Source organism: Streptomyces sp. NPDC046349 (assembly GCF_055587885.1).
Genome location: NZ_JBVJFK010000007.1, coordinates 358,291 through 375,266 on the forward strand (window position 1 = coordinate 358,291; position 16,976 = coordinate 375,266).

Here is a 16,976-nt window from a genome sequence, read left to right on the forward strand (position 1 = left end):
GGCACCCGGCACCCCCCGGAGTCACCCCGGCTCCGAGACGAACGCCGCCCGCAGCTCCTCCCGCAGCGACCGCTGGAACGCCGTCACCAGCGCCTGCACCACCATCGGCTGCATGTGCGCCGACAGTGCCTTCATCGACTCGACCCGTTCCGGATCGCTCTCGCCCTGGGTGAACGGCCCCCACACCTCGTCGCGGAACAGCGCCGTCAGCTCGTGCGCGGCCGACCGTGTGTGCTCCACCAGCACCTTGCGCGCCGCCAGGATCGTCTCGTGCGCGATCGGCACGTCGAGCAGCGCGACCCCCAGCCGCAGCAGCCCCACGTCCACCCGGAACCCGTCGCCCGAGGCGGCGAGCACGTTCATCGCCGTCAGCCGCCGCACGTCGGTGTCCGACAGGCTCCGCCCCGCCCGCTTCTCCAACTCCTCCCGCGACACCTCCCGGGCCGCGTCCGGGGCCCAACTGGCCACCATCGCCCGGTGGATCGCCAGGTCGTGCGCGCTCAGGTCGTCGGGCAGCGCGTCCAGATAGCGCTCGATGGCGGACAGCGTCATGCCCTGGTGCTGGAGTTCCTCGATCAGGGCCAGCCGCGACAGGTGCTCCGGCCCGTAGTGCCCCACCCGACGCGGACCGATCACGGGAGGGGGCAAAAGCCCGCGGGTGCTGTAGAACCGTACCGTGCGCACGGTGACGCCCGCCCTGGCCGCCAGCTCGTCGACGGTGAGCATCGGCTCGGGTGCCTGGTCGGCCATCGTCTGCGCCTCGCTCTCTGCTCCACAGCTTGGGTTCAACAGTATTGCTGTCGCACCAACGATGTGAAACGGCCAGGAGCTGCCCATGACCACGAACCTGCGACTGCCCGGACGACCCGAAGAGATCACCTTCTCCGCCCTGCTGGCCCGCAACGCGGCCGAGTACGGGGACCTCCCCGCCCTCTCCTGGCGCGCCGGGCCCGACGCGGCCCGGTGGACGACGCTCACCTGGAGCGAGGTCCGCCACAAGGTCGCCGTCCTCGCCTCCGGCTACGCCGCGCTCGGCGTCGAGCGCGGCGAGCACGTCCTGCTGATGATGGGCAACCGACCCGAGCACTGGCTCACCGATCTCGCCCTCTTCCACCTCGGCGCCGTGCCCGTCACCGTGTACGGGACCTCCGCGCCCGAGCAGATCGCGCACATCGCCCGCCACAGCCGGGCCCGGATCGCCGTCGTGGAGGGCGCCCGCGAACTCGTCCGGTGGGAGCCGCTGCTGGCCGCCGTCGACGTCCCCCTGGAGCGCATCGTCGTCGCCGAGGCGGCCGAGGCCGGCCGCCACGGCACGTACGGCTCCCTCTACGCGAGCGGCGCCCGGACCCACCGCGCCGACGACTTCGAGAAAGCCTGGCAGGAGAGCCGCCCCGAGGACCCGCTCACCGTCGTCTACACCTCGGGCACCACCGGCGACCCCAAGGGCGTGCGCCTGACCCACCGCAACCTGATCCTGCAGGCGGTCCGCCTCGACGGGCGCGTGGACCTGCCCGAGCACGCCGAGCACATCTGCTACCTGCCCTTCGCGCACATCGCCGAGCGGGTCCTCGGGATCTACCTGCCCCTGCTGAGGGCCTCGCACGTCATGCTGTGCGCCGACCCCACCGCCGTGTCCGCGGCCGTCCGCGAACTGCGCCCGGTGCAGTTCTTCGGAGTGCCCCGGGTCTGGGAGAAGCTCGCCGCCTCCGTCCGTGCCGTCCTCGCGCAGCTCCCCGAGGACCAGCGACGTGCCATCGAGGCCGCCAACGACCTCGCCCGCGCCCGGGCCGCCCACCACGAGCGGGGTGAGGAGGTGCCCGCCGAGCTCGAAGCCTCGTACGCCTCGGCGAAGGAGCGGACGCTGGACCCGCTGCTGCGCCTGGCCGGCATGGACCGGCTCGCCTGGACGGCCAGCGCCACCGCGCCGATGCCCATCGACGTCGTCCGCTTCTGGGCCGGCTGGGGCATCACGATCATGGATGCCTGGGGGCTCACCGAGACGGCGGGCGTGTGCACGCTCAACAGCGCCGAAGGCTTCCGGCTGGGCTCGGTCGGCCGCCCGATCGAGGGGTTGGAGCTGAGGATCGCCGAGGACGGGGAAGTTTTCACACGGGGAGCGACCGTCTTCGCCGGCTACCTGCGGCCGGACGGCTCGGTGGAGAGCGCCTCCGACACGGAGGGCTGGTTCCCCACAGGGGACGTCGGGCGGATCGACGAGGACGGCTTCCTCTGGATCACCGACCGCAAGAAGGAACTGATCATCACGTCCAACGGGAAGAACGTCTCGCCCGCGCTGGTGGAGAACACCGTCAAGGAGCACCCCCTCATCGGCCAGGCGCTGGTGCACGGCGACGGCCGCTCCTACCTCGTCGCCCTGCTCGTCCTGGACGCAGAGCTGGCCCCGGTCTGGGCGGCCGCCCGGGGCATCGAGGCGGACTCGGTGAGCGCGCTCGCCGAACACCCCGCGGTCCGGGAGGAGATCGCCCGGGCGGTCGAGGCGGCCAACGCGCGGCTCAACCGGACCGAGCAGATCAAGCGCTACCGGCTGCTGGCGCAGGAGTGGGGACCCGAGACGGGCGAGCTCACGCCCTCCCTCAAGCTGCGCCGCCGGGTGGTCCGCGACAAGTACGGCGCCCTGATCGACGGCTTGTACGAGGAGCCGTACGAAGCGGTGTGACGCGGACACCGCGAGCCGGTCAGCGGACAGTGGTGGCTCGAATGCCCATTTGAAGCATGCGTAGGGTCCGGCGAATGCGACGACGTCCCGACCGGCGTCTCTGCGGAGACAAGGTCGGGGCGTCGCTGCCCCCGTGTACTTATCGGACCTCGTGCGCTCGGCCCCAGGGGTAGCCCCGGCCGACGGGGGATTTCCGGCCGGCGGCTCGGGTCAGCGCGTGGCCATGAACCCGCGCTCGGCCCGCTGCGCACGCGCTGCGACAATCCTGGCGAGGGCAGCAGCCGTCACGTCGCGGTCGTCCGCATCGAGAACGATCCACGTGTTCTGCGGATCGTCCGGGGTCGCGGGGGCGACGGTCCCCGCAATGCCGTGCTGACGCATTGCGGCGTACACCTCGAAAGCTGTGTCCGTGTTCATGTCCTCGCCTCTCTGCCGTACGGGGCGCCGAGCCTAGTCCCCGCCGCCGTGGGTCGCGCAGTTCCCGGGGTTGATCGGGCCGCAGCCGCCGGGGACCGGGGTGTGGCTGCAGCTCGCGGCCACCGTGACGAGCGATTGGTCCGGGCCGACCCACAGCTCGGCGTCCGGCGCGTAACCGGCCTGCTCGATGAGGGCGACCGTGCGGGTCAGGACCTCCGGGTCGTGGAGGGAGGCGTCCGGACGCTCCGGGTAGTGGTGGACGGTCCGGCCGAGCCGGCTGCACAGGGTGGCGTACAGGCGCGTGTGCAGGATGAGCGCATGCCAGCCCTCATCGACCTCGCGGGTCGGAGCGATCCGCACCGACGGGAACCGGGCTGCCGAGACGACGAACTTCAGGGCCTCGATGAGAAGCCGGCCGGCCATCTCCGTTTCCATCCCCGCGTTGTTGTCCAGGATGGTGGCGCGGACGTCGTTGAACTGGGCGTCGGTGAGGAGGGTGCGGGGCGGCGGGGGTTTCTGCGGGCCGGTGGCGCAGGCGGCGGTCATGATGTGCTCCTCGGTTCTGAGTTCCGACAGTGCGGGACCCGCACAGCGCGCGACGGCGCCGGACGGGGAGTCTGATCGGGATCAGCGGATCCCGGTACACCCGCGCGCTGGTCAGCCCTGTGCGTGGATCGTGGCGCCACCCTCAAGGCAGCCGCCCGGTAGCGAGGTGGCCCGCACTTCGCGCAGCTGCGGGCGGCGAGCGGCGATGTGGCGGCCACTAGAGGACCTCGACGTTTGCGACGGCCGTGGACAGTTCGACGCCCCCGCCATCCGGGCGGATGTAGGCGATCTCCGCCCAGCGCTCCGGGAAGCCGGCGCTCGCGGTGTTCTCGATGAGCACCGCCATGAGCGTGCCCTCGGTGCCGGACGCGATGTCGCGGACCGGCCGCCGGAGAAGCAGGTGCGGGACCTCGGTGGGTGCGTCGTGCGGGGCGGCCATGCCAGGCTCCTTCTGCAGTCATCAGCGGGTGATGGAGACGAGCCTAGGTAGGCATGGGAACGCGGCGAAGTGACCCCGAGTACCGGTAGTTTGGGGCTGTCAGCAGGCAGAGGAGGCGCCATGGGCACCAACGGCCGAACCACCCTGACCCGCAGTCAGGGAATGCTCCGGCGCAGCCGCACCGGCACTGTGTCCGGCTATGTGTTCCGTGTGATCCGGGAACAGCTCGACCACACCCAGGACTCGCTCGCCGAGGCCTTCCGGGTGTCTGCGGACACCGTCGCCGGCTGGGAGTCCGGGCGGCGTCCCCTCACCTCGCTCGCGGTCGGGCAGATGCTGGATCACCGGCACCGCCTGATGCGCATGGGCGTGACACCGGCCCTGCTCCTCGCCCTCGACAAGGCCCTGGAAGCGGACGTCCTCCTTGCCAGTGCCCTCGTCGACGAAGAGCCCATCGGCCGCAGCTTGCTCGGTGCCTGGGTGATGCAGCGCGACCTCGTCGAAGTACTGGCCTGGCCCCTCAACGGCGTCACACCCGAACCGATGCGAGGCCTGGACAGCCCTGCTCGCGCCCGCCGCGGCCCCGCCCCCGCCCGGCCCGAGTTACCAGCCGAAGACCGGCGCCGTTTCTTCCGCCGGATGCGACGCACCGCCGAGGAGGCCCGGGGCGGAGACTTCCTCGTACGCCGCCAGGCCCTCTACCTCGCCGGCTACGACGACGATCCCGACACAGCGGCCTGGCTGACCCACGAGCAGCGCGCGGAACGGCCAGGAGACTGGCTCACACAATGGCTCACCGCCCGCTCAGTCGCCACCGTCGCCGCCCGCCACGGGGACCGCGACCGCATGCAGCACTTCATCACGACTCTCGACGGCGACGACGCCGGCGAAGCCGCGAACCTGAATTACTGGGCCTACTGGATCGGCGAGAGCCCCCACCTCCAGCTGACGGACGACTTCATCGCGGCCACCGGTGCACCCTCTTGGCACGGCCACAAGCTGCTCCAGCACCTCGCCACCAGCCTCGCACCCGATCGCGGGTTCTTCGAACTGAATACCCACACCCTCTGGGCGCTGCTCGCTGCCCGCCCCGGTCTCCTCCGCAGCTCCGCGGCCGGACGTACTCTGGGGGACCGGCTGCCCGTGTTGTTGGATAGCACCGAGCCCTCGACGCGCGCGCGCCGAGAACTCGAAGGCATCCTGTACGCAATCCGCCTCGCCGAGGCGTGAAGGAGACACGCAGTGGCTGACGACCTGTCCGCGGTGGCGCGGTTCCTCTACGAGGCGGGCACCCTGAAGAACACAGCCCGTACAGGCTGGTGGATGGCGGGCGTCAAGCAGCCCGAGAGCGTCGCCGAGCACTCCTGGCGCACGGCGCTCATCGCGTCGGTGATCGCGAAGCTGGAGGGCGCCGATCCGGCGCGGGCCGCGTTTCTCGCGGTGTGGCACGACACCCAGGAGACCCGCACCGGAGACGTCAACCACCTCGGCAAGCGGTACTCGCCCGGCGCCGACCCGGCGGCTGTGACCGCTGACCAGACTGAAGGGATGCCTGAGCTGCTGGCGTCGACGTTGCAGGAGCTGGTGGCCGAGTACGAGGGCAAGGACTCCGCCGAGGCCGTCTGCGCTCGCGACGCGGACAAGCTGGAGTGCATGCTGCAGGGTTTGGAGTACAAGGCGCAGGGCTACGCCAGCGCGCAGCGGTGGATCGACAACAGCCGGGCCCGGCTCACGACCGAGACCGGCCAGAGGCTGGCAGAGGAGCTGCAGGGGCAAGGCCCTCTCGACTGGCTGCGGGCCGCTTTGGGAGAGAAGGGCTGAGCCCGGACGCACGAAAACGCCCCTGCCGACCCCGAAGGGTCGGCAGGGGCTTCGTCGGCTTCGTCATCGTCCTCTTCGTGTGCGCGTGAACCGCCGGTCGGCGGAGGGCGTCCCGACGGTCCCCCGAGACGCTGCCGCGCCCCGGCGACCGGCCGTGGCGACGAGCCGGTGAACAGGACTGGCGCCCGCCCGGGCTTCGGGAGACGTTGGCAGATCTCGCCTGGTCGCCCTACGGGGATGGGCTCAGCGCCCGATCAGCGGGTAGTGGTCGGAGAGATTGGTGTAGGTGTAGGAGGTGCCCCAGCTGGAGACCGTCCAGGGCGCCGACTCCTCCATGACCACGTTGTTCTCCCAGCCCGCCGGGCGGGCGTTGCCCTTGCGGTAGAGCACGTAGTCCAGGTCCTCGCGCGGGTCGGTCGGGTAGCGGTACTTCGCTATCGAGTTCAGCGCGGTGTCGAAGGAGTACGGGTGGCCCGTGCGCGAGTCGGAGTCGGCCAGGTCGGCGTCGGCGAGCATGCTCGCGTACTCCGGGGTGCGCGAGTCGACGTTGAGGTCGCCCGCCAGGATGACCTGCTCGCCCGCCGGGATGTTCTTGGCGTCGAGGAAGCCGTCGAGCGCCCGGAACTGACGGGCGCGCATCTGCGCGGCCTCGCCCGCGCCGCAGCCCGGGTCGGTGGACTGCGCGTGCGTGCCGACCACGTGCACCTTCGTGCCGTTCACGTCCAGCACGACGTAGGCGAAGCCCTTGTTGGACCACCAGTCCGCGCCGCAGGCGTCCTTGTAGACGAACTGCTCCTTGCGGACGATCGGCCACTTGCTGAGGATCGTGACACCGCCGTCCTCCGGAGTGGTGGCGGAGTAGGCGCCGCCCGTCGCGTCCCAGCCGCTCCTGCTGCGGCCGACGACCGGGGTCTGGTACGGGTACTGCGCGGCGGAGTTCGCCTTCAGCGCGTCGGAGGAGCTGTTGTCGAAGGCCTCCTGGAGCACGACCACGTCGTGGCCCTTGTAGAAGGAGGTCTTGGGGATCTCCGCGGCCCGGTGGTCCTGGCCCCAGTTCGGGTAGAGGTTCTTGCTCATCAGGAACACGTTGTACGACAGGACGCTGAGCCGCGGGGCGGCGGCGTTCTCCGCGGCCGTGGCGGCGGGCGCGGTGGTGGCTGCCATGGCGCCTGCGGCGATCGCCGCGACGGCCGCGGCTGCGGCCCGGTTGCGGCGGTGGGAGGTGTGCAGCATGAGGTCTCCATCATTCCTGCGCGGGAAGATCGGCCCCGTCATCCAAGCAGCCGCGGTTACCTCTGGGTAACACCCGTGCAGCCACTTTCTGTCCGGGCCGCGACGATCACGCGGCGGGACCGCCGTCAGTCCTCCGAGGACGTCCAGCCGAACCCTGCGAGGCCGCCCGCGGTCTCCTCCCGGGCCGCCCGGCGCCGCCGCCGCAGCGCCAGGCGCAGCACGAGGAGGACGACCGCGGCGGCCGCGCAGACGAGTGCGGAGGTGACGGCGACGACCGCGAGCACGGAGGGCAGGAGCGCTTCCAGCCATGCGGAGGGAGACAGGTCCATCGCCGCAGGATGACGTGCGCACCGCCCCGCCGGAAGGGCTTCGGACCAGGTCATACTGGAAACCGGAAGAGATCGACAGCTGGGGGCGCGCATGACCGGGACCGACCGCACGGCCGCGCGGGCGACACCGGAGCCGTCCGCCGCCCGCCCCGACCCCGAGCCGCCCCCGCCCGGCGGGGTGCTGTGGACCATCGCCGGCGACGTCCGCGCGCTGCTGATGCTGCCCGCCGCCTTCACGATGCAGGTCGCGCACCCCGCCATCGCGGCCGGCGTCGACGAGTACTCCGTCTTCCGCACCGACCCCTGGGGCCGCGGCGAGCGCTCCCTGCGCTCGGTCCAGCTGTGGGTGTACGGCGGGGAGGACGCCGCGGAGGAGGGCCGCCGGGTCCGCCGCCTGCACAAGGACATCCAGGGCACCGACACCCGAGGCCGGCGCTACCACTCCCTCGACCCCGCCTGCTACGCCTGGGTCCACGCCACGGGCTTCCCGGTCTACCTGTACGCCGGGCGCTACCTGCTGCGCCGCTTCACCCCCGCCCAGGAGCAGCAGCTCTACCGCGAATGGCTCCAGGTCGGCCGGATCCTCGGCCTGCGCGACCGGGACATGCCGCAGACCGTCGAGGAGTACTGGACGTACTGGGCCCGGATGCTGGCCGAGGAGATCGAGCCGACCGCGGTCGCCCGTGAGCTGGTCGCCACCGACGTGCCGCTGCCCCGGCCCGAGGGCGGCCCGCTCCCCGTACGGCTGCTGCTGCGGCTGACCTGGCCCGCGCTGCGGGCGGCCTTCCTGCGCCTGCGGGCCTTCGTCACCGCCGGGTACATGCCGCCCGAGGCGCGCGCCGTGATCGGGCTGGAGTGGAGCCCGGCCCAGGAGCGCAGGCTCCGCCGGTTCAGTACCGCCGTACGGCTGCTCGTACCTCTGCTGCCCGAGCGGCTGCGCTACCTGCCGATCGCCTACCGGGCGCGTGCCGCCTGGCATGCGGGCCGACGCTGACCGACCCGGGACGCGCGGCCCCCGCGGGGAGCGGGAGCCGCGCACAGGGCGCCGGCCTGCGCCGGCTCAGTGCCGGTGGCCGGGCCCGGTGACGTGCCCGGTGTCGTGGATCGTGTTCGTCTCCGCGATCTTCTTCCAGGACTTCGGCTCCGCTGCGGGCTTCGCCGGGTCCGACTGCGCCGGGGCCGACTGGGCCGATCGGCCCGCGGCCTTCGCGGCCGCCGGGTTCAGCGCCGACGCGTCGGGCTTGCCGGGGGTGTAGAGCCAGGTCTCGAACAGCTGGGCCAGCGGCTTGCGGGAGACCTTCTCCGCATAGCGGACGAAGTCCCCGACCTCCGCGTTGCCGTAGGCCCGCTCGGCCGGCCAGCCCTTGAGGATCTGGAAGAACTTCTCGTCGCCGATCTCGTTGCGCAGCGCCTGCAGCGCGATCGCGCCGCGGTCGTAGACGGCACCGTGGAACTGGTTCTCCGGACCGGGGTCACCGGGCTTGACCTGCCAGAAGGCGTCCTCGGCCGGGCGCTGGGAGTAGGCCCAGTCGGCCAGCTCCTGCGCGGTGCCCTCACCCTCCTTCTCCGACCACAGCCACTGGCTGTAGCGGGCGAAGCCCTCATTGATCCAGATGTCCTTCCAGCCCTCCACGGAGACGCTGTCGCCGTACCACTGGTGGGCCAGCTCGTGCACGACCACCGAGACGTTCGCGCCGTTCTGGAACTGGCGCGGACCGTAGAACGGCCGCGTCTGGGTCTCCAGGGCGAAGCCGGCGTTCACGTTCGGCACGTATCCGCCCAGCGCGTTGAAGGGGTACGGCCCGAAGACGCCCTCCAGCCATTCGGTGACCTCGCCGGTCCGCTCCACGCTCGCGCGCGCCGCGCCCGCGTTGTCGCCGAGGTCCTTGCTGTACGCGTTGACGATCGGCAGCCCGCTCGCCGTCCTGTCGGTGGTGATGTCGAACTTGCCGACGGCCAGGGTGGCCAGGTAGGTGGCCTGCGGCTTGTTGGAGCGCCAGTTGTAACGGGTCCAGCCGAGCCGCGAAGTCTGCGACTGGAGCACGCCGTTGCTGATGGCCTGGGTGCCGTCCGGAACGTTGACGGAGACGTCGAAGGTGGCCTTGTCCAGCGGGTGGTCGTTGCTGGGGAACCACCAGACCGCCGAGTCGGGCTCCTGGGCCGCCACACCTCCGTCCGGGGTGCGGTGCCAAGCGGTCCAGCCGTCGACCTTCAGCTCGGAGGGCTTCCCGGCGTACGTGACGACGACGGTCAGCGGGGCGTTGCGCGCCAGCGGCTTCGCCGGGGTCACCTCCACCTCGTGGGCGCCGGACGTGGCGAACTTCGCCTTGGCGCCGTTGACCCGGATCTCGCTGACCTTCAGGCCGAAGTCGAGGTTGAAGCGCGACAGGTCCTGCTTGGCGGTGGCGATCAGCGTCGCGGTGCCTTCCAGGAGGTCCGTCGTCGGCTGGTACTTCAGGCGCAGGTCGTAGTGCGACACGTCGTACCCGCCGTTGCCGCTGGCCGGGTAATAGGGATCGCCGATACCCGGGGCGCCCGGACCGGAGCTCGCCGCCGACGCCGGGATCACCAGCAGGAGGGAGGCGGCGAGCACGCTCGGGACGATGACTTTGCGGTGCACGAATGACTCCAAGTGGTAGGGGAGACAGCTCGGTTCGAGGTCGTCGCTCGACCGTATTCACCCCTGGCCGTTCAGGTCATGTCCATGGCCCCTGCTGTCACACGATCGCCATTCGGCCGTCACGCCTCCGCCCGCGGAGCGGTCCTGACCCGCCCGGGCGGCCCTGCCCGGTCCGGGCGCACCCGTCCCGGCCTGCGGCCCGACCGTCCGCCGCCCCGGCCCCGAGCCCCCGCCGGACCCCCCGGCCCCGCCCGCGGGAACGTCCGGATCGGCACGACGCCTCGCCGCGCACCGAGCCCGTCCCCGGCCGCCCGGGCCGGTCGGTGACCACGGTGCGGGACGGGACGGAGCCGCTGGTGGCGGTGGCACGCGCCCGGCGCGGCACAGGACTCCCCACCGGGCCCCGACCGGTGCCAGGAGTACTGCGCGAACTTCTACCACCGCGTCCGGGAGGTGCCTCCGGAGCCGGCTCGCGACCACAGCCGGGCCTGGCGGCTGCCCGGCCGCTGACCACCCGCCTGCCCGACGGCAGGCCGGGCCGTCCTACCCTGCGTACCGAACAGTCGGTACCGTGCCGCGCATGACCCTTCACCCGCGCGCCGCACGACGCTGTTGGCACACCGCCGTCAACCCGCTGCACTCCACCGTCTACTTCTCGCCGGAGATCGCCGAGGAGTTCGCCGCCCTCGGGATAGCCGACCCGGTCGCCGTCAACCTGGCGCACCGCTCCGCCGCGATGGGCGCCGTCGGGGCCGGTGCGGTCACCGCCGCCTTCTACAACTACCGGCACGACCTCGTCGCCCGGCACCTGCCCGCCGTCTGGGACACCGTCACCCCCGAGCAGGCCCTCGCAGCCCGGCTGCGCGCCGCCGACGCCGCCCTGACCCGTCTGCTCGGCGCCGACACCGTGAAGTCCCCCGAGGTGGCCGAGGCCGCCGACCTGGCGATGCGCGCCACCGAGGGCTGCACCCGGCACGCCCGCACCCTGTACGCGGCCCACGCCGACCTGCCCGTCCCCGAGGAGCCGCACCTGCGGCTGTGGCACGCCACCACCCTGCTGCGCGAGCACCGCGGCGACGGCCACCTCGCCGCCCTGCTCCTCGCGGGACTGGACCCGGTCGAGGCACTGGTCAGCCACACCGCCACCGGCAGGGGCATGGCCCCGAAGTGGGTCAAGGGCATGCGCGGCTGGACTCAGGACGATCTCGACGCCGCGGCCGGCCGGCTGCGCGAGCGCGGCGTCCTCGATGACGCCGGCGAGCTGACCGAGGAGGGCGCGGCCCTGCGCGAGCGGCTGGAGAGCGACACCGACCGCCTCGACGCAGCCCCTTACGAGCACCTCGGCGCGGACGGACTGGCCCGCCTCACCGAGCTCGGTGGCGCCCTCGTCGTCAAGGCCGTGACCGCAGGAGCCTTCCCCAGGGACCTCATGGGAAGGGCCTGACGGGCAGGGCTCCCGTCGTCCGCCACGACCACCTGCCACAATTGGCAGCCTTCCAGTGCAAACGAAGGCAGGCGGGACCCGATCGTGACGATGTCCATCGAAGGCAGGATCGCCGAGGAGCTCGGCGTACGGGAGCGGCAGGTCAAGGCCGCCGTCGAGCTGCTCGACGGCGGCTCCACCGTGCCGTTCATCGCGCGCTACCGCAAGGAAGCGACCGAGATGCTCGACGACGCCCAGCTGCGCACCCTCGAGGAGCGGCTGCGGTATCTGCGCGAGCTGGAGGACCGGCGCGCGGCGGTCCTGGACTCCGTACGGGAGCAGGGCAAGCTCGACGCCGAGCTGGAGGCCCGCATCAACGCCGCCGACACCAAGGCGCGCCTGGAGGACATCTACCTCCCCTTCAAGCCCAAGCGCCGCACCAAGGCGCAGATCGCCCGCGAGGCCGGCCTGGAACCGCTCGCGGACGGCCTGCTGGCCGACCCGTCGGTGGACCCGGCCGCGGCGGCGGCCGCGTTCGTCGACGCCGACAGGGGCGTCGCCGACCCGGCTGCCGCCCTGGAGGGCGCCCGAGCCATCCTCACCGAGCGGTTCGCCGAGGACGCCGACCTGATCGGCGAACTCCGCGAGCGCATGTGGGGCCGCGGCCGGCTCGCCGCGAAGGTCCGCGAGGGCAAGGAGGAGGCAGGCGCCAAGTTCGCCGACTACTTCGACTTCGCCGAGCCGTTCACCGCGCTGCCCTCGCACCGCGTCCTCGCCATGCTGCGCGGCGAGAAGGAGGACGTCCTCGACCTCAACCTGGAGCCCGAGGCCCCCGAGGACGCCGACACCCCCGGCCCCTCCACGTACGAGGGCATGATCGCGCGCCGCTTCGGCATCGCCGACCGCGGCCGGCCCGGTGACAAGTGGCTGGCGGACACGGTCCGCTGGTGCTGGCGCACCAAGGTCCAGGTGCACCTCGGCATCGACCTGCGGATGCGGCTGCGCCAGGCGGCCGAGGACGAGGCCGTGCGCGTCTTCGCGTCGAACCTGCGCGACCTGCTGCTCGCGGCGCCCGCCGGCACCCGGGCCACCCTCGGCCTCGACCCGGGCTTCCGCACCGGTGTGAAGGTCGCCGTCGTGGACGCCACCGGCAAGGTCGTGGCCACCGACGTGATCTACCCCCACGTGCCCGCCAACAAATGGGACGAGTCCCTCGCGAAGCTGGCCCGCCTGGCGAAGGAGCACGCGGTCGAGCTGGTCGCCATCGGCAACGGCACCGCCTCCCGAGAGACGGACAAGCTGGCCGGGGACCTGATCTCCCGCCACCCGGAGCTGGGGCTCACCAAGGTGATGGTCTCGGAGGCGGGCGCCTCCGTGTACTCGGCCTCCGCCTTCGCCTCGCAGGAACTGCCCGGCATGGACGTGTCGCTGCGCGGCGCCGTCTCCATCGCCCGGCGCCTCCAGGACCCGCTCGCCGAGCTGGTCAAGATCGACCCGAAGTCCATCGGCGTCGGCCAGTACCAGCACGACCTGTCCGAGCTGAAGCTGTCCCGCTCCCTCGACGCGGTGGTCGAGGACTGCGTGAACGGCGTCGGCGTGGACGTCAACACCGCCTCCGCGCCCCTGCTGTCGCGGGTCTCCGGCATCAGCGGGACCCTCGCCGAGAACATCGTCGCCCACCGCGACGCCAACGGCCCCTTCCGCAACCGCAAGGGCCTCAAGGACGTGGCCCGCCTCGGTCCCAAGGCCTACGAGCAGTGCGCTGGCTTCCTGCGGATCCGCGGCGGCGACGACCCGCTGGACGCCTCGGCCGTGCACCCCGAGGCCTACCCGGTGGTCCGGGCGATGGGCAGGACGGCGGGCGGCGAGGTGGCCGCGCTGATCGGCAACACCGCCGTCCTGCGCTCCCTGCGGCCCGAGCAGTTCGTCACCGAGTCCTTCGGCCTGCCCACCGTCACCGACATCCTGCGCGAGCTGGAGAAGCCGGGACGCGACCCGCGTCCGGCCTTCAGGACGGCGACCTTCAAGGAGGGCGTCGAGAAGATCGGCGACCTGGCTCCCGGGATGATCCTGGAGGGCGTGGTCACCAACGTGGCCGCCTTCGGCGCCTTCATCGACATCGGCGTCCACCAGGACGGTCTGGCGCACGTCTCGGCGCTGTCGAAGAACTTCGTCAAGGACCCCCGGGACGTGGTCAAGCCGGGCGACATCGTCCGCGTCAAGGTCATGGACGTGGACATCCCGCGCAAGCGGATCTCGCTGACCCTGCGCCTGGAGGACGAGCCCGGCGCGGAGCGCGGCGCCGGCGCCCCGCGCCAGCGCGAGGAGCGGCGCGGCGGCGGCCGTCCCCCGCAGCAGCGCGGCGGAGCGGGCGGCCAGGGAGGCGGCAGGCCCCAGGGCGAGCGCGGACAGGGCCAGGGCGGCGGCCGGAGCGGGAAGCAGGGCGGCGCGGCGCCCGCGCCCGCGAACAGCGCGATGGCCGACGCCCTGCGGCGGGCCGGCCTCACCGGACCCCAGGAGCGCCGGGGGCGCTGACACCCGGCGTCGGGGCCGTGCGGGAGGGATCCCGACGTCCCGCACCCCCATGGGCGGCCCTCGGCCACCCGGCGCGTGAGGACCTTCGTACGTGATGGCCGAATAGGTTCCCCACCTGGGGACTTTCCTTGCCAACTCCCGTACAAGATCTGTAGGCATGGTGGAACGCCCGTTCGTCACCCGGCGGACGGGCTTCCGTGTTTCCTCCCTCAGGACTGCATTCCCCGAGGCCGCCTTGAAGGCACAGGACGTCATGCCCATGCCCACACACGCCTACCGACGCTGCCCCGGAAAGGGTCCGAAGAGGGATCACATGCCCCACCGGCAACTCAGCATTCGCAAAAGGTGCGAGAACATTCTCGGCCATCTGGATCTGACCCACCCGTTCTCCCTCGACGTCCTGTGCGGACGGATAGCCGAGCAGCGCGGTCGCCCCATCCGGCTCCACCCCCTCCCCAGGGAGGCGGCGGAATCCGGCGTCTGCGGCCTGTGGGTGGGCACCGCCAGCGTCGACTACGTCTTCTACGAGGCGCAGACCACCCCGCTGCACCGGGAGCACATCGTCCTCCACGAGCTCGGCCACATCCTCTTCGGGCACCACTCGCTGGAGGGCGAGGAGACCGACGGCGACGCCCCCGTCGTCCTCGGCCGCACCAACTACACCACCCGCCAGGAGCAGGAGGCGGAGATGCTCGCGAGCATGATCCGCATCCGCACCGCGAACGCCGGCCCGCGCACCCCCGCCCGGGGCCGGGACACCCTGGCCCGGCTGGAGTCCGCCATGGGGTACGAGCGGGGCACCGATGGCGGCTGACCTCACCGACTTCGGCAACTGGCTCGCCGTCCCGAGCGTGGTCTGCCTGTGGCTCGCCGTCCTGCTGCGCGCCCCGGGCGCCCTGCGCTCGCCCCAGCAGCGCGGCCTGTGGCTGGCCGTCGCGACGGCCGCCGCCGCGATGACCCTGAACCTGCCGGACGTCGTCTCCTACGCGATCACCCGCGGCGCCGGCCACGCCCACACCATCGGCCTCGTCCGCAACCTGATCGGGGTGCTGTCGGCGGGGGCAGTCCTCTACTTCGTCGCGGCCGCCACTCGCGGCCGCCGCCTCCAACTCGCCTCCTGCGCAGCCACCGCGGCCTGGCTGACCGCGCTCGCGGCCCTGGACGCCGCCGCGCCCGGCCACGGCACCCACACCATGCCCCCGGTCGGGGACCCGGTGCCGTCCCTCGCGTACTGGCTCGTGCTGATCTCGGCCCACGTGATCGCCAACACCGTCTGCGTGTCCCTGTGCTGGCGCTACAGCCGGCGCACCGAGAGCCGGGCACTGGCCGCCGGCCTGCGCCTCTTCGGCCTCGGCACCGCGCTCGCCGGACTGTTCTGGCTGGCCTACCTCCTCAAGGCCCTGTTCGCCAGCACCTGGGCGATGCCCGCCCTGCCGCTGCTGATGAACCTGCACGGCCTGCTGCGCGCCGCCGCGATCCTCGTGCCCACCGTGTTCACCCTCCGCCGCGCCTTCACCGACACCACCACCGCCTGGCGGCTGTGGCCGCTGTGGCGCGACCTCGTCGAGGCGGTTCCGCACGTGGCCCTCAACAAGCCGCGCTCGAGCCGGGTGATGGAGCTCCTGTGGCCGCAGGTCCCGCGCAACCTGCTGGTCTACCGCAAGGTCATCGAGACGCGCGACGCCATCCTGATCCTGGGCGAGTACGTCGGCCCGGGCGCCCTGGAGCGGGCCCGCGGCGATGTCGCCGGACACGGGATCCCCGAGCAGCGACGCACCGCGGCGGCGCTGGCCCGCGTGCTGAAGGACGCGCGGCGGGCCAAGCTCGCCGGGCTGCCCGGGCGGCCGGGCGAGGCGGCCGGGCTGGAACTGCCCGCGGCCATCCAGAGTTCGAACGACGGCGGGGACCTGGCCGACGAGGCCCGGTTCCTCGTCGACGTCGCCGGGGCCTACGCCTCGCCGGCCACCACCGAGGAAGTGAAAGCGCCGTGACCACCGTACTGATCACCGGAGCCAGCGCCGGACTGGGCGCCGCCTTCGCCCGAGGGTTCGCCGCCAAGGGCTGCGACCTGGTCCTCGTCGCCCGGGACAAGGACCGGCTCGACAACGTCGCCGGCGCACTGGCCCGCGAGTACGGCACCGCCTGCGAGGTGCTGTCCGCCGACCTGCTGGACGCTGAGAGCCTCGCGGCGGTCGCCGAGCGGCTCGCCGACCGGGCCCGGCCCGTGGACATCCTAGTCAACAACGCGGGCTTCGGGCTCCCCGCGCCCTTCCCGTACAGCCCGCTCGAGGACGAGGAGCGGATGCTCGACCTCCTCGTCAAGGTCCCGCTGCGGCTCACCCACGCCGCACTGCCCGGCCTGCGCGAGCGCCGCCGCGGTGCCGTCGTCAACGTCTCCTCGGTGGCCGGACTGCTGCCCACGGGCACCTACGGGGCTGCCAAGGCATGGCTCACCGCGTTCAGCGAGTCCCTCCGGGTGGACATGGAGCCTTACAACGTCCGGGTGCTGGCCGTCGTCCCCGGCTTCACCCGCACCGAGTTCCAGGACCGCGCCGGGATGGACGTCAGCGCGCTGCGCGACGCGGTCTGGCTGGAGCCGGAGGCGGTCGTCGAGCAGGCGCTGAGGGACCTCGCCCTGCGCCGCCCGGTCAGCATCACCGGCCGCCGCTACCAGGCCTACGCCCTCGCCGCCCGCCACCTCCCGCGCGCGTTCGTCGCCCGCAGGATGGCCCGCAAGCGCCGGGCTCCCACCGGGCCGGCCACGTGAGCGCGCCCTGGGAAAGGGCCCGCGAGGCCGTCGCATCAGGTCTGCCGCCCGCCGAGGTGCACGCCGCACTCGCGGTCGGCCCCGACTTCCGGGACACGCCCCTGGGGTGTGCGACGCGCCCGGCATCCCGCGCGCGGACGCCGAGCACCGGCTGCGCGGCGCCGAGGGA

General features: G+C 72.5%; 16 protein-coding genes. 9 read left to right on the plus strand and 7 right to left on the minus strand.

From position 1 onward, the window contains the following. Window positions 1-21 precede the first annotated feature (21 nt). Window positions 22-750 carry a MerR family transcriptional regulator gene (locus ACZ6JS_RS19000; RefSeq protein ID WP_392054457.1) on the minus strand — a complete coding sequence of 243 codons (729 nt, stop codon included), beginning with the start codon at window positions 748-750 and terminating at the stop codon, window positions 22-24. 85 nt (window positions 751-835) lie between these two features. On the opposite strand from ACZ6JS_RS19000, the gene ACZ6JS_RS19005 reads away from it, so the two are divergent. Beyond that, window positions 836-2,677 carry an AMP-dependent synthetase/ligase gene (locus tag ACZ6JS_RS19005; protein WP_469299286.1) on the plus strand — a complete coding sequence of 614 codons (1,842 nt, stop codon included), beginning with the start codon at window positions 836-838 and terminating at the stop codon, window positions 2,675-2,677. Between the two features lie 210 nt (window positions 2,678-2,887). Here ACZ6JS_RS19005 and ACZ6JS_RS19010 read toward each other — a convergent pair whose 3' ends face one another. From ACZ6JS_RS19010 to ACZ6JS_RS19020, 3 genes are all read right to left on the minus strand, one after another. After that, a complete protein-coding gene (locus ACZ6JS_RS19010) occupies window positions 2,888-3,094 on the minus strand; it encodes a hypothetical protein (protein ID WP_469299287.1) in 207 nt (68 codons plus the stop codon). 33 nt (window positions 3,095-3,127) lie between these two features. Further along, window positions 3,128-3,640 (minus strand): glycine-rich domain-containing protein, encoded by a 513-nt coding sequence (locus ACZ6JS_RS19015; RefSeq protein WP_469299289.1) that lies wholly within the window; start codon window positions 3,638-3,640, stop codon window positions 3,128-3,130. 217 nt (window positions 3,641-3,857) lie between these two features. Further along, a complete protein-coding gene (locus ACZ6JS_RS19020) occupies window positions 3,858-4,079 on the minus strand; it encodes a hypothetical protein (RefSeq protein ID WP_469299290.1) in 222 nt (73 codons plus the stop codon). A gap of 120 nt (window positions 4,080-4,199) precedes the next feature. On the opposite strand from ACZ6JS_RS19020, the gene ACZ6JS_RS19025 reads away from it, so the two are divergent. Beyond that, a complete protein-coding gene (locus tag ACZ6JS_RS19025; RefSeq protein WP_469299292.1) occupies window positions 4,200-5,309 on the plus strand; it encodes a helix-turn-helix domain-containing protein in 1,110 nt (369 codons plus the stop codon). A gap of 12 nt (window positions 5,310-5,321) precedes the next feature. Beyond that, window positions 5,322-5,900: an HD domain-containing protein gene (locus ACZ6JS_RS19030; RefSeq protein ID WP_469299294.1), complete on the plus strand. Its 579-nt coding sequence runs from the start codon at window positions 5,322-5,324 to the stop codon at window positions 5,898-5,900. 243 nt (window positions 5,901-6,143) lie between these two features. Here the strand turns inward: ACZ6JS_RS19030 and sph are convergent, their stop codons facing one another. Both sph and ACZ6JS_RS19040 read right to left on the minus strand, forming a co-directional pair. After that, entirely contained in the window at window positions 6,144-7,133 is a 990-nt protein-coding gene (gene sph / locus ACZ6JS_RS19035) for a sphingomyelin phosphodiesterase (protein WP_469299296.1), read from the minus strand. Between the two features lie 125 nt (window positions 7,134-7,258). Next, on the minus strand, window positions 7,259-7,462 hold the full coding sequence (locus ACZ6JS_RS19040; protein WP_469299298.1) for a hypothetical protein: 204 nt from the start codon (window positions 7,460-7,462) through the stop codon (window positions 7,259-7,261). A gap of 91 nt (window positions 7,463-7,553) precedes the next feature. Here ACZ6JS_RS19040 and ACZ6JS_RS19045 point away from each other — a divergent pair, with 91 nt between their 5' ends. Next, complete coding sequence (locus tag ACZ6JS_RS19045; protein ID WP_469299299.1) at window positions 7,554-8,456, plus strand: oxygenase MpaB family protein; 903 nt, start codon at window positions 7,554-7,556, stop codon at window positions 8,454-8,456. A gap of 66 nt (window positions 8,457-8,522) precedes the next feature. Here the strand turns inward: ACZ6JS_RS19045 and ACZ6JS_RS19050 are convergent, their stop codons facing one another. Continuing rightward, a complete protein-coding gene (locus tag ACZ6JS_RS19050; RefSeq protein WP_469299300.1) occupies window positions 8,523-10,082 on the minus strand; it encodes a M1 family metallopeptidase in 1,560 nt (519 codons plus the stop codon). 580 nt (window positions 10,083-10,662) lie between these two features. Between ACZ6JS_RS19050 and ACZ6JS_RS19055 the strand changes: the two genes are divergently transcribed. The 5 genes from ACZ6JS_RS19055 to ACZ6JS_RS19075 all read left to right on the plus strand — a co-directional run bounded on the left by ACZ6JS_RS19055 (window position 10,663) and on the right by ACZ6JS_RS19075 (window position 16,807). Further along, the gene (locus ACZ6JS_RS19055) at window positions 10,663-11,526 is read left to right on the plus strand and encodes an SCO6745 family protein (protein WP_469299302.1); all 864 of its coding nucleotides are present in this window, start codon (window positions 10,663-10,665) and stop codon (window positions 11,524-11,526) included. Between the two features lie 84 nt (window positions 11,527-11,610). After that, the gene (locus ACZ6JS_RS19060) at window positions 11,611-14,040 is read left to right on the plus strand and encodes a Tex family protein (RefSeq protein WP_469299303.1); all 2,430 of its coding nucleotides are present in this window, start codon (window positions 11,611-11,613) and stop codon (window positions 14,038-14,040) included. Between the two features lie 313 nt (window positions 14,041-14,353). Then, window positions 14,354-14,854 (plus strand): hypothetical protein, encoded by a 501-nt coding sequence (locus ACZ6JS_RS19065; RefSeq protein ID WP_469299305.1) that lies wholly within the window; start codon window positions 14,354-14,356, stop codon window positions 14,852-14,854. Next, on the plus strand, window positions 14,844-16,031 hold the full coding sequence (locus ACZ6JS_RS19070) for an MAB_1171c family putative transporter (protein WP_469299308.1): 1,188 nt from the start codon (window positions 14,844-14,846) through the stop codon (window positions 16,029-16,031). The genes ACZ6JS_RS19065 and ACZ6JS_RS19070 overlap by 11 nt, the downstream gene beginning before the upstream one ends. Then, on the plus strand, window positions 16,028-16,807 hold the full coding sequence (locus ACZ6JS_RS19075) for an SDR family NAD(P)-dependent oxidoreductase (protein ID WP_469299309.1): 780 nt from the start codon (window positions 16,028-16,030) through the stop codon (window positions 16,805-16,807). Before ACZ6JS_RS19070 ends, ACZ6JS_RS19075 begins: the two co-directional genes overlap by 4 nt. Window positions 16,808-16,976: the final 169 nt, after the last annotated feature.

Bases quoted from the DNA above. Each gene is read 5' to 3' on its own strand.
- ACZ6JS_RS19000 (WP_392054457.1), bottom strand. From the start codon at position 750: ATGGCCGACCAGGCACCCGAGCCGATGCTCACCGTCGACGAGCTGGCG.
- ACZ6JS_RS19005 (WP_469299286.1), top strand. From the start codon at position 836: ATGACCACGAACCTGCGACTGCCCGGACGACCCGAAGAGATCACCTTC.
- ACZ6JS_RS19010 (WP_469299287.1), bottom strand. From the start codon at position 3,094: ATGAACACGGACACAGCTTTCGAGGTGTACGCCGCAATGCGTCAGCAC.
- ACZ6JS_RS19015 (WP_469299289.1), bottom strand. From the start codon at position 3,640: ATGACCGCCGCCTGCGCCACCGGCCCGCAGAAACCCCCGCCGCCCCGC.
- ACZ6JS_RS19020 (WP_469299290.1), bottom strand. From the start codon at position 4,079: ATGGCCGCCCCGCACGACGCACCCACCGAGGTCCCGCACCTGCTTCTC.
- ACZ6JS_RS19025 (WP_469299292.1), top strand. From the start codon at position 4,200: ATGGGCACCAACGGCCGAACCACCCTGACCCGCAGTCAGGGAATGCTC.
- sph (WP_469299296.1), bottom strand. From the start codon at position 7,133: ATGCTGCACACCTCCCACCGCCGCAACCGGGCCGCAGCCGCGGCCGTC.
- ACZ6JS_RS19040 (WP_469299298.1), bottom strand. From the start codon at position 7,462: ATGGACCTGTCTCCCTCCGCATGGCTGGAAGCGCTCCTGCCCTCCGTG.
- ACZ6JS_RS19045 (WP_469299299.1), top strand. From the start codon at position 7,554: ATGACCGGGACCGACCGCACGGCCGCGCGGGCGACACCGGAGCCGTCC.
- ACZ6JS_RS19055 (WP_469299302.1), top strand. From the start codon at position 10,663: ATGACCCTTCACCCGCGCGCCGCACGACGCTGTTGGCACACCGCCGTC.
- ACZ6JS_RS19065 (WP_469299305.1), top strand. From the start codon at position 14,354: ATGCCCCACCGGCAACTCAGCATTCGCAAAAGGTGCGAGAACATTCTC.
- ACZ6JS_RS19070 (WP_469299308.1), top strand. From the start codon at position 14,844: ATGGCGGCTGACCTCACCGACTTCGGCAACTGGCTCGCCGTCCCGAGC.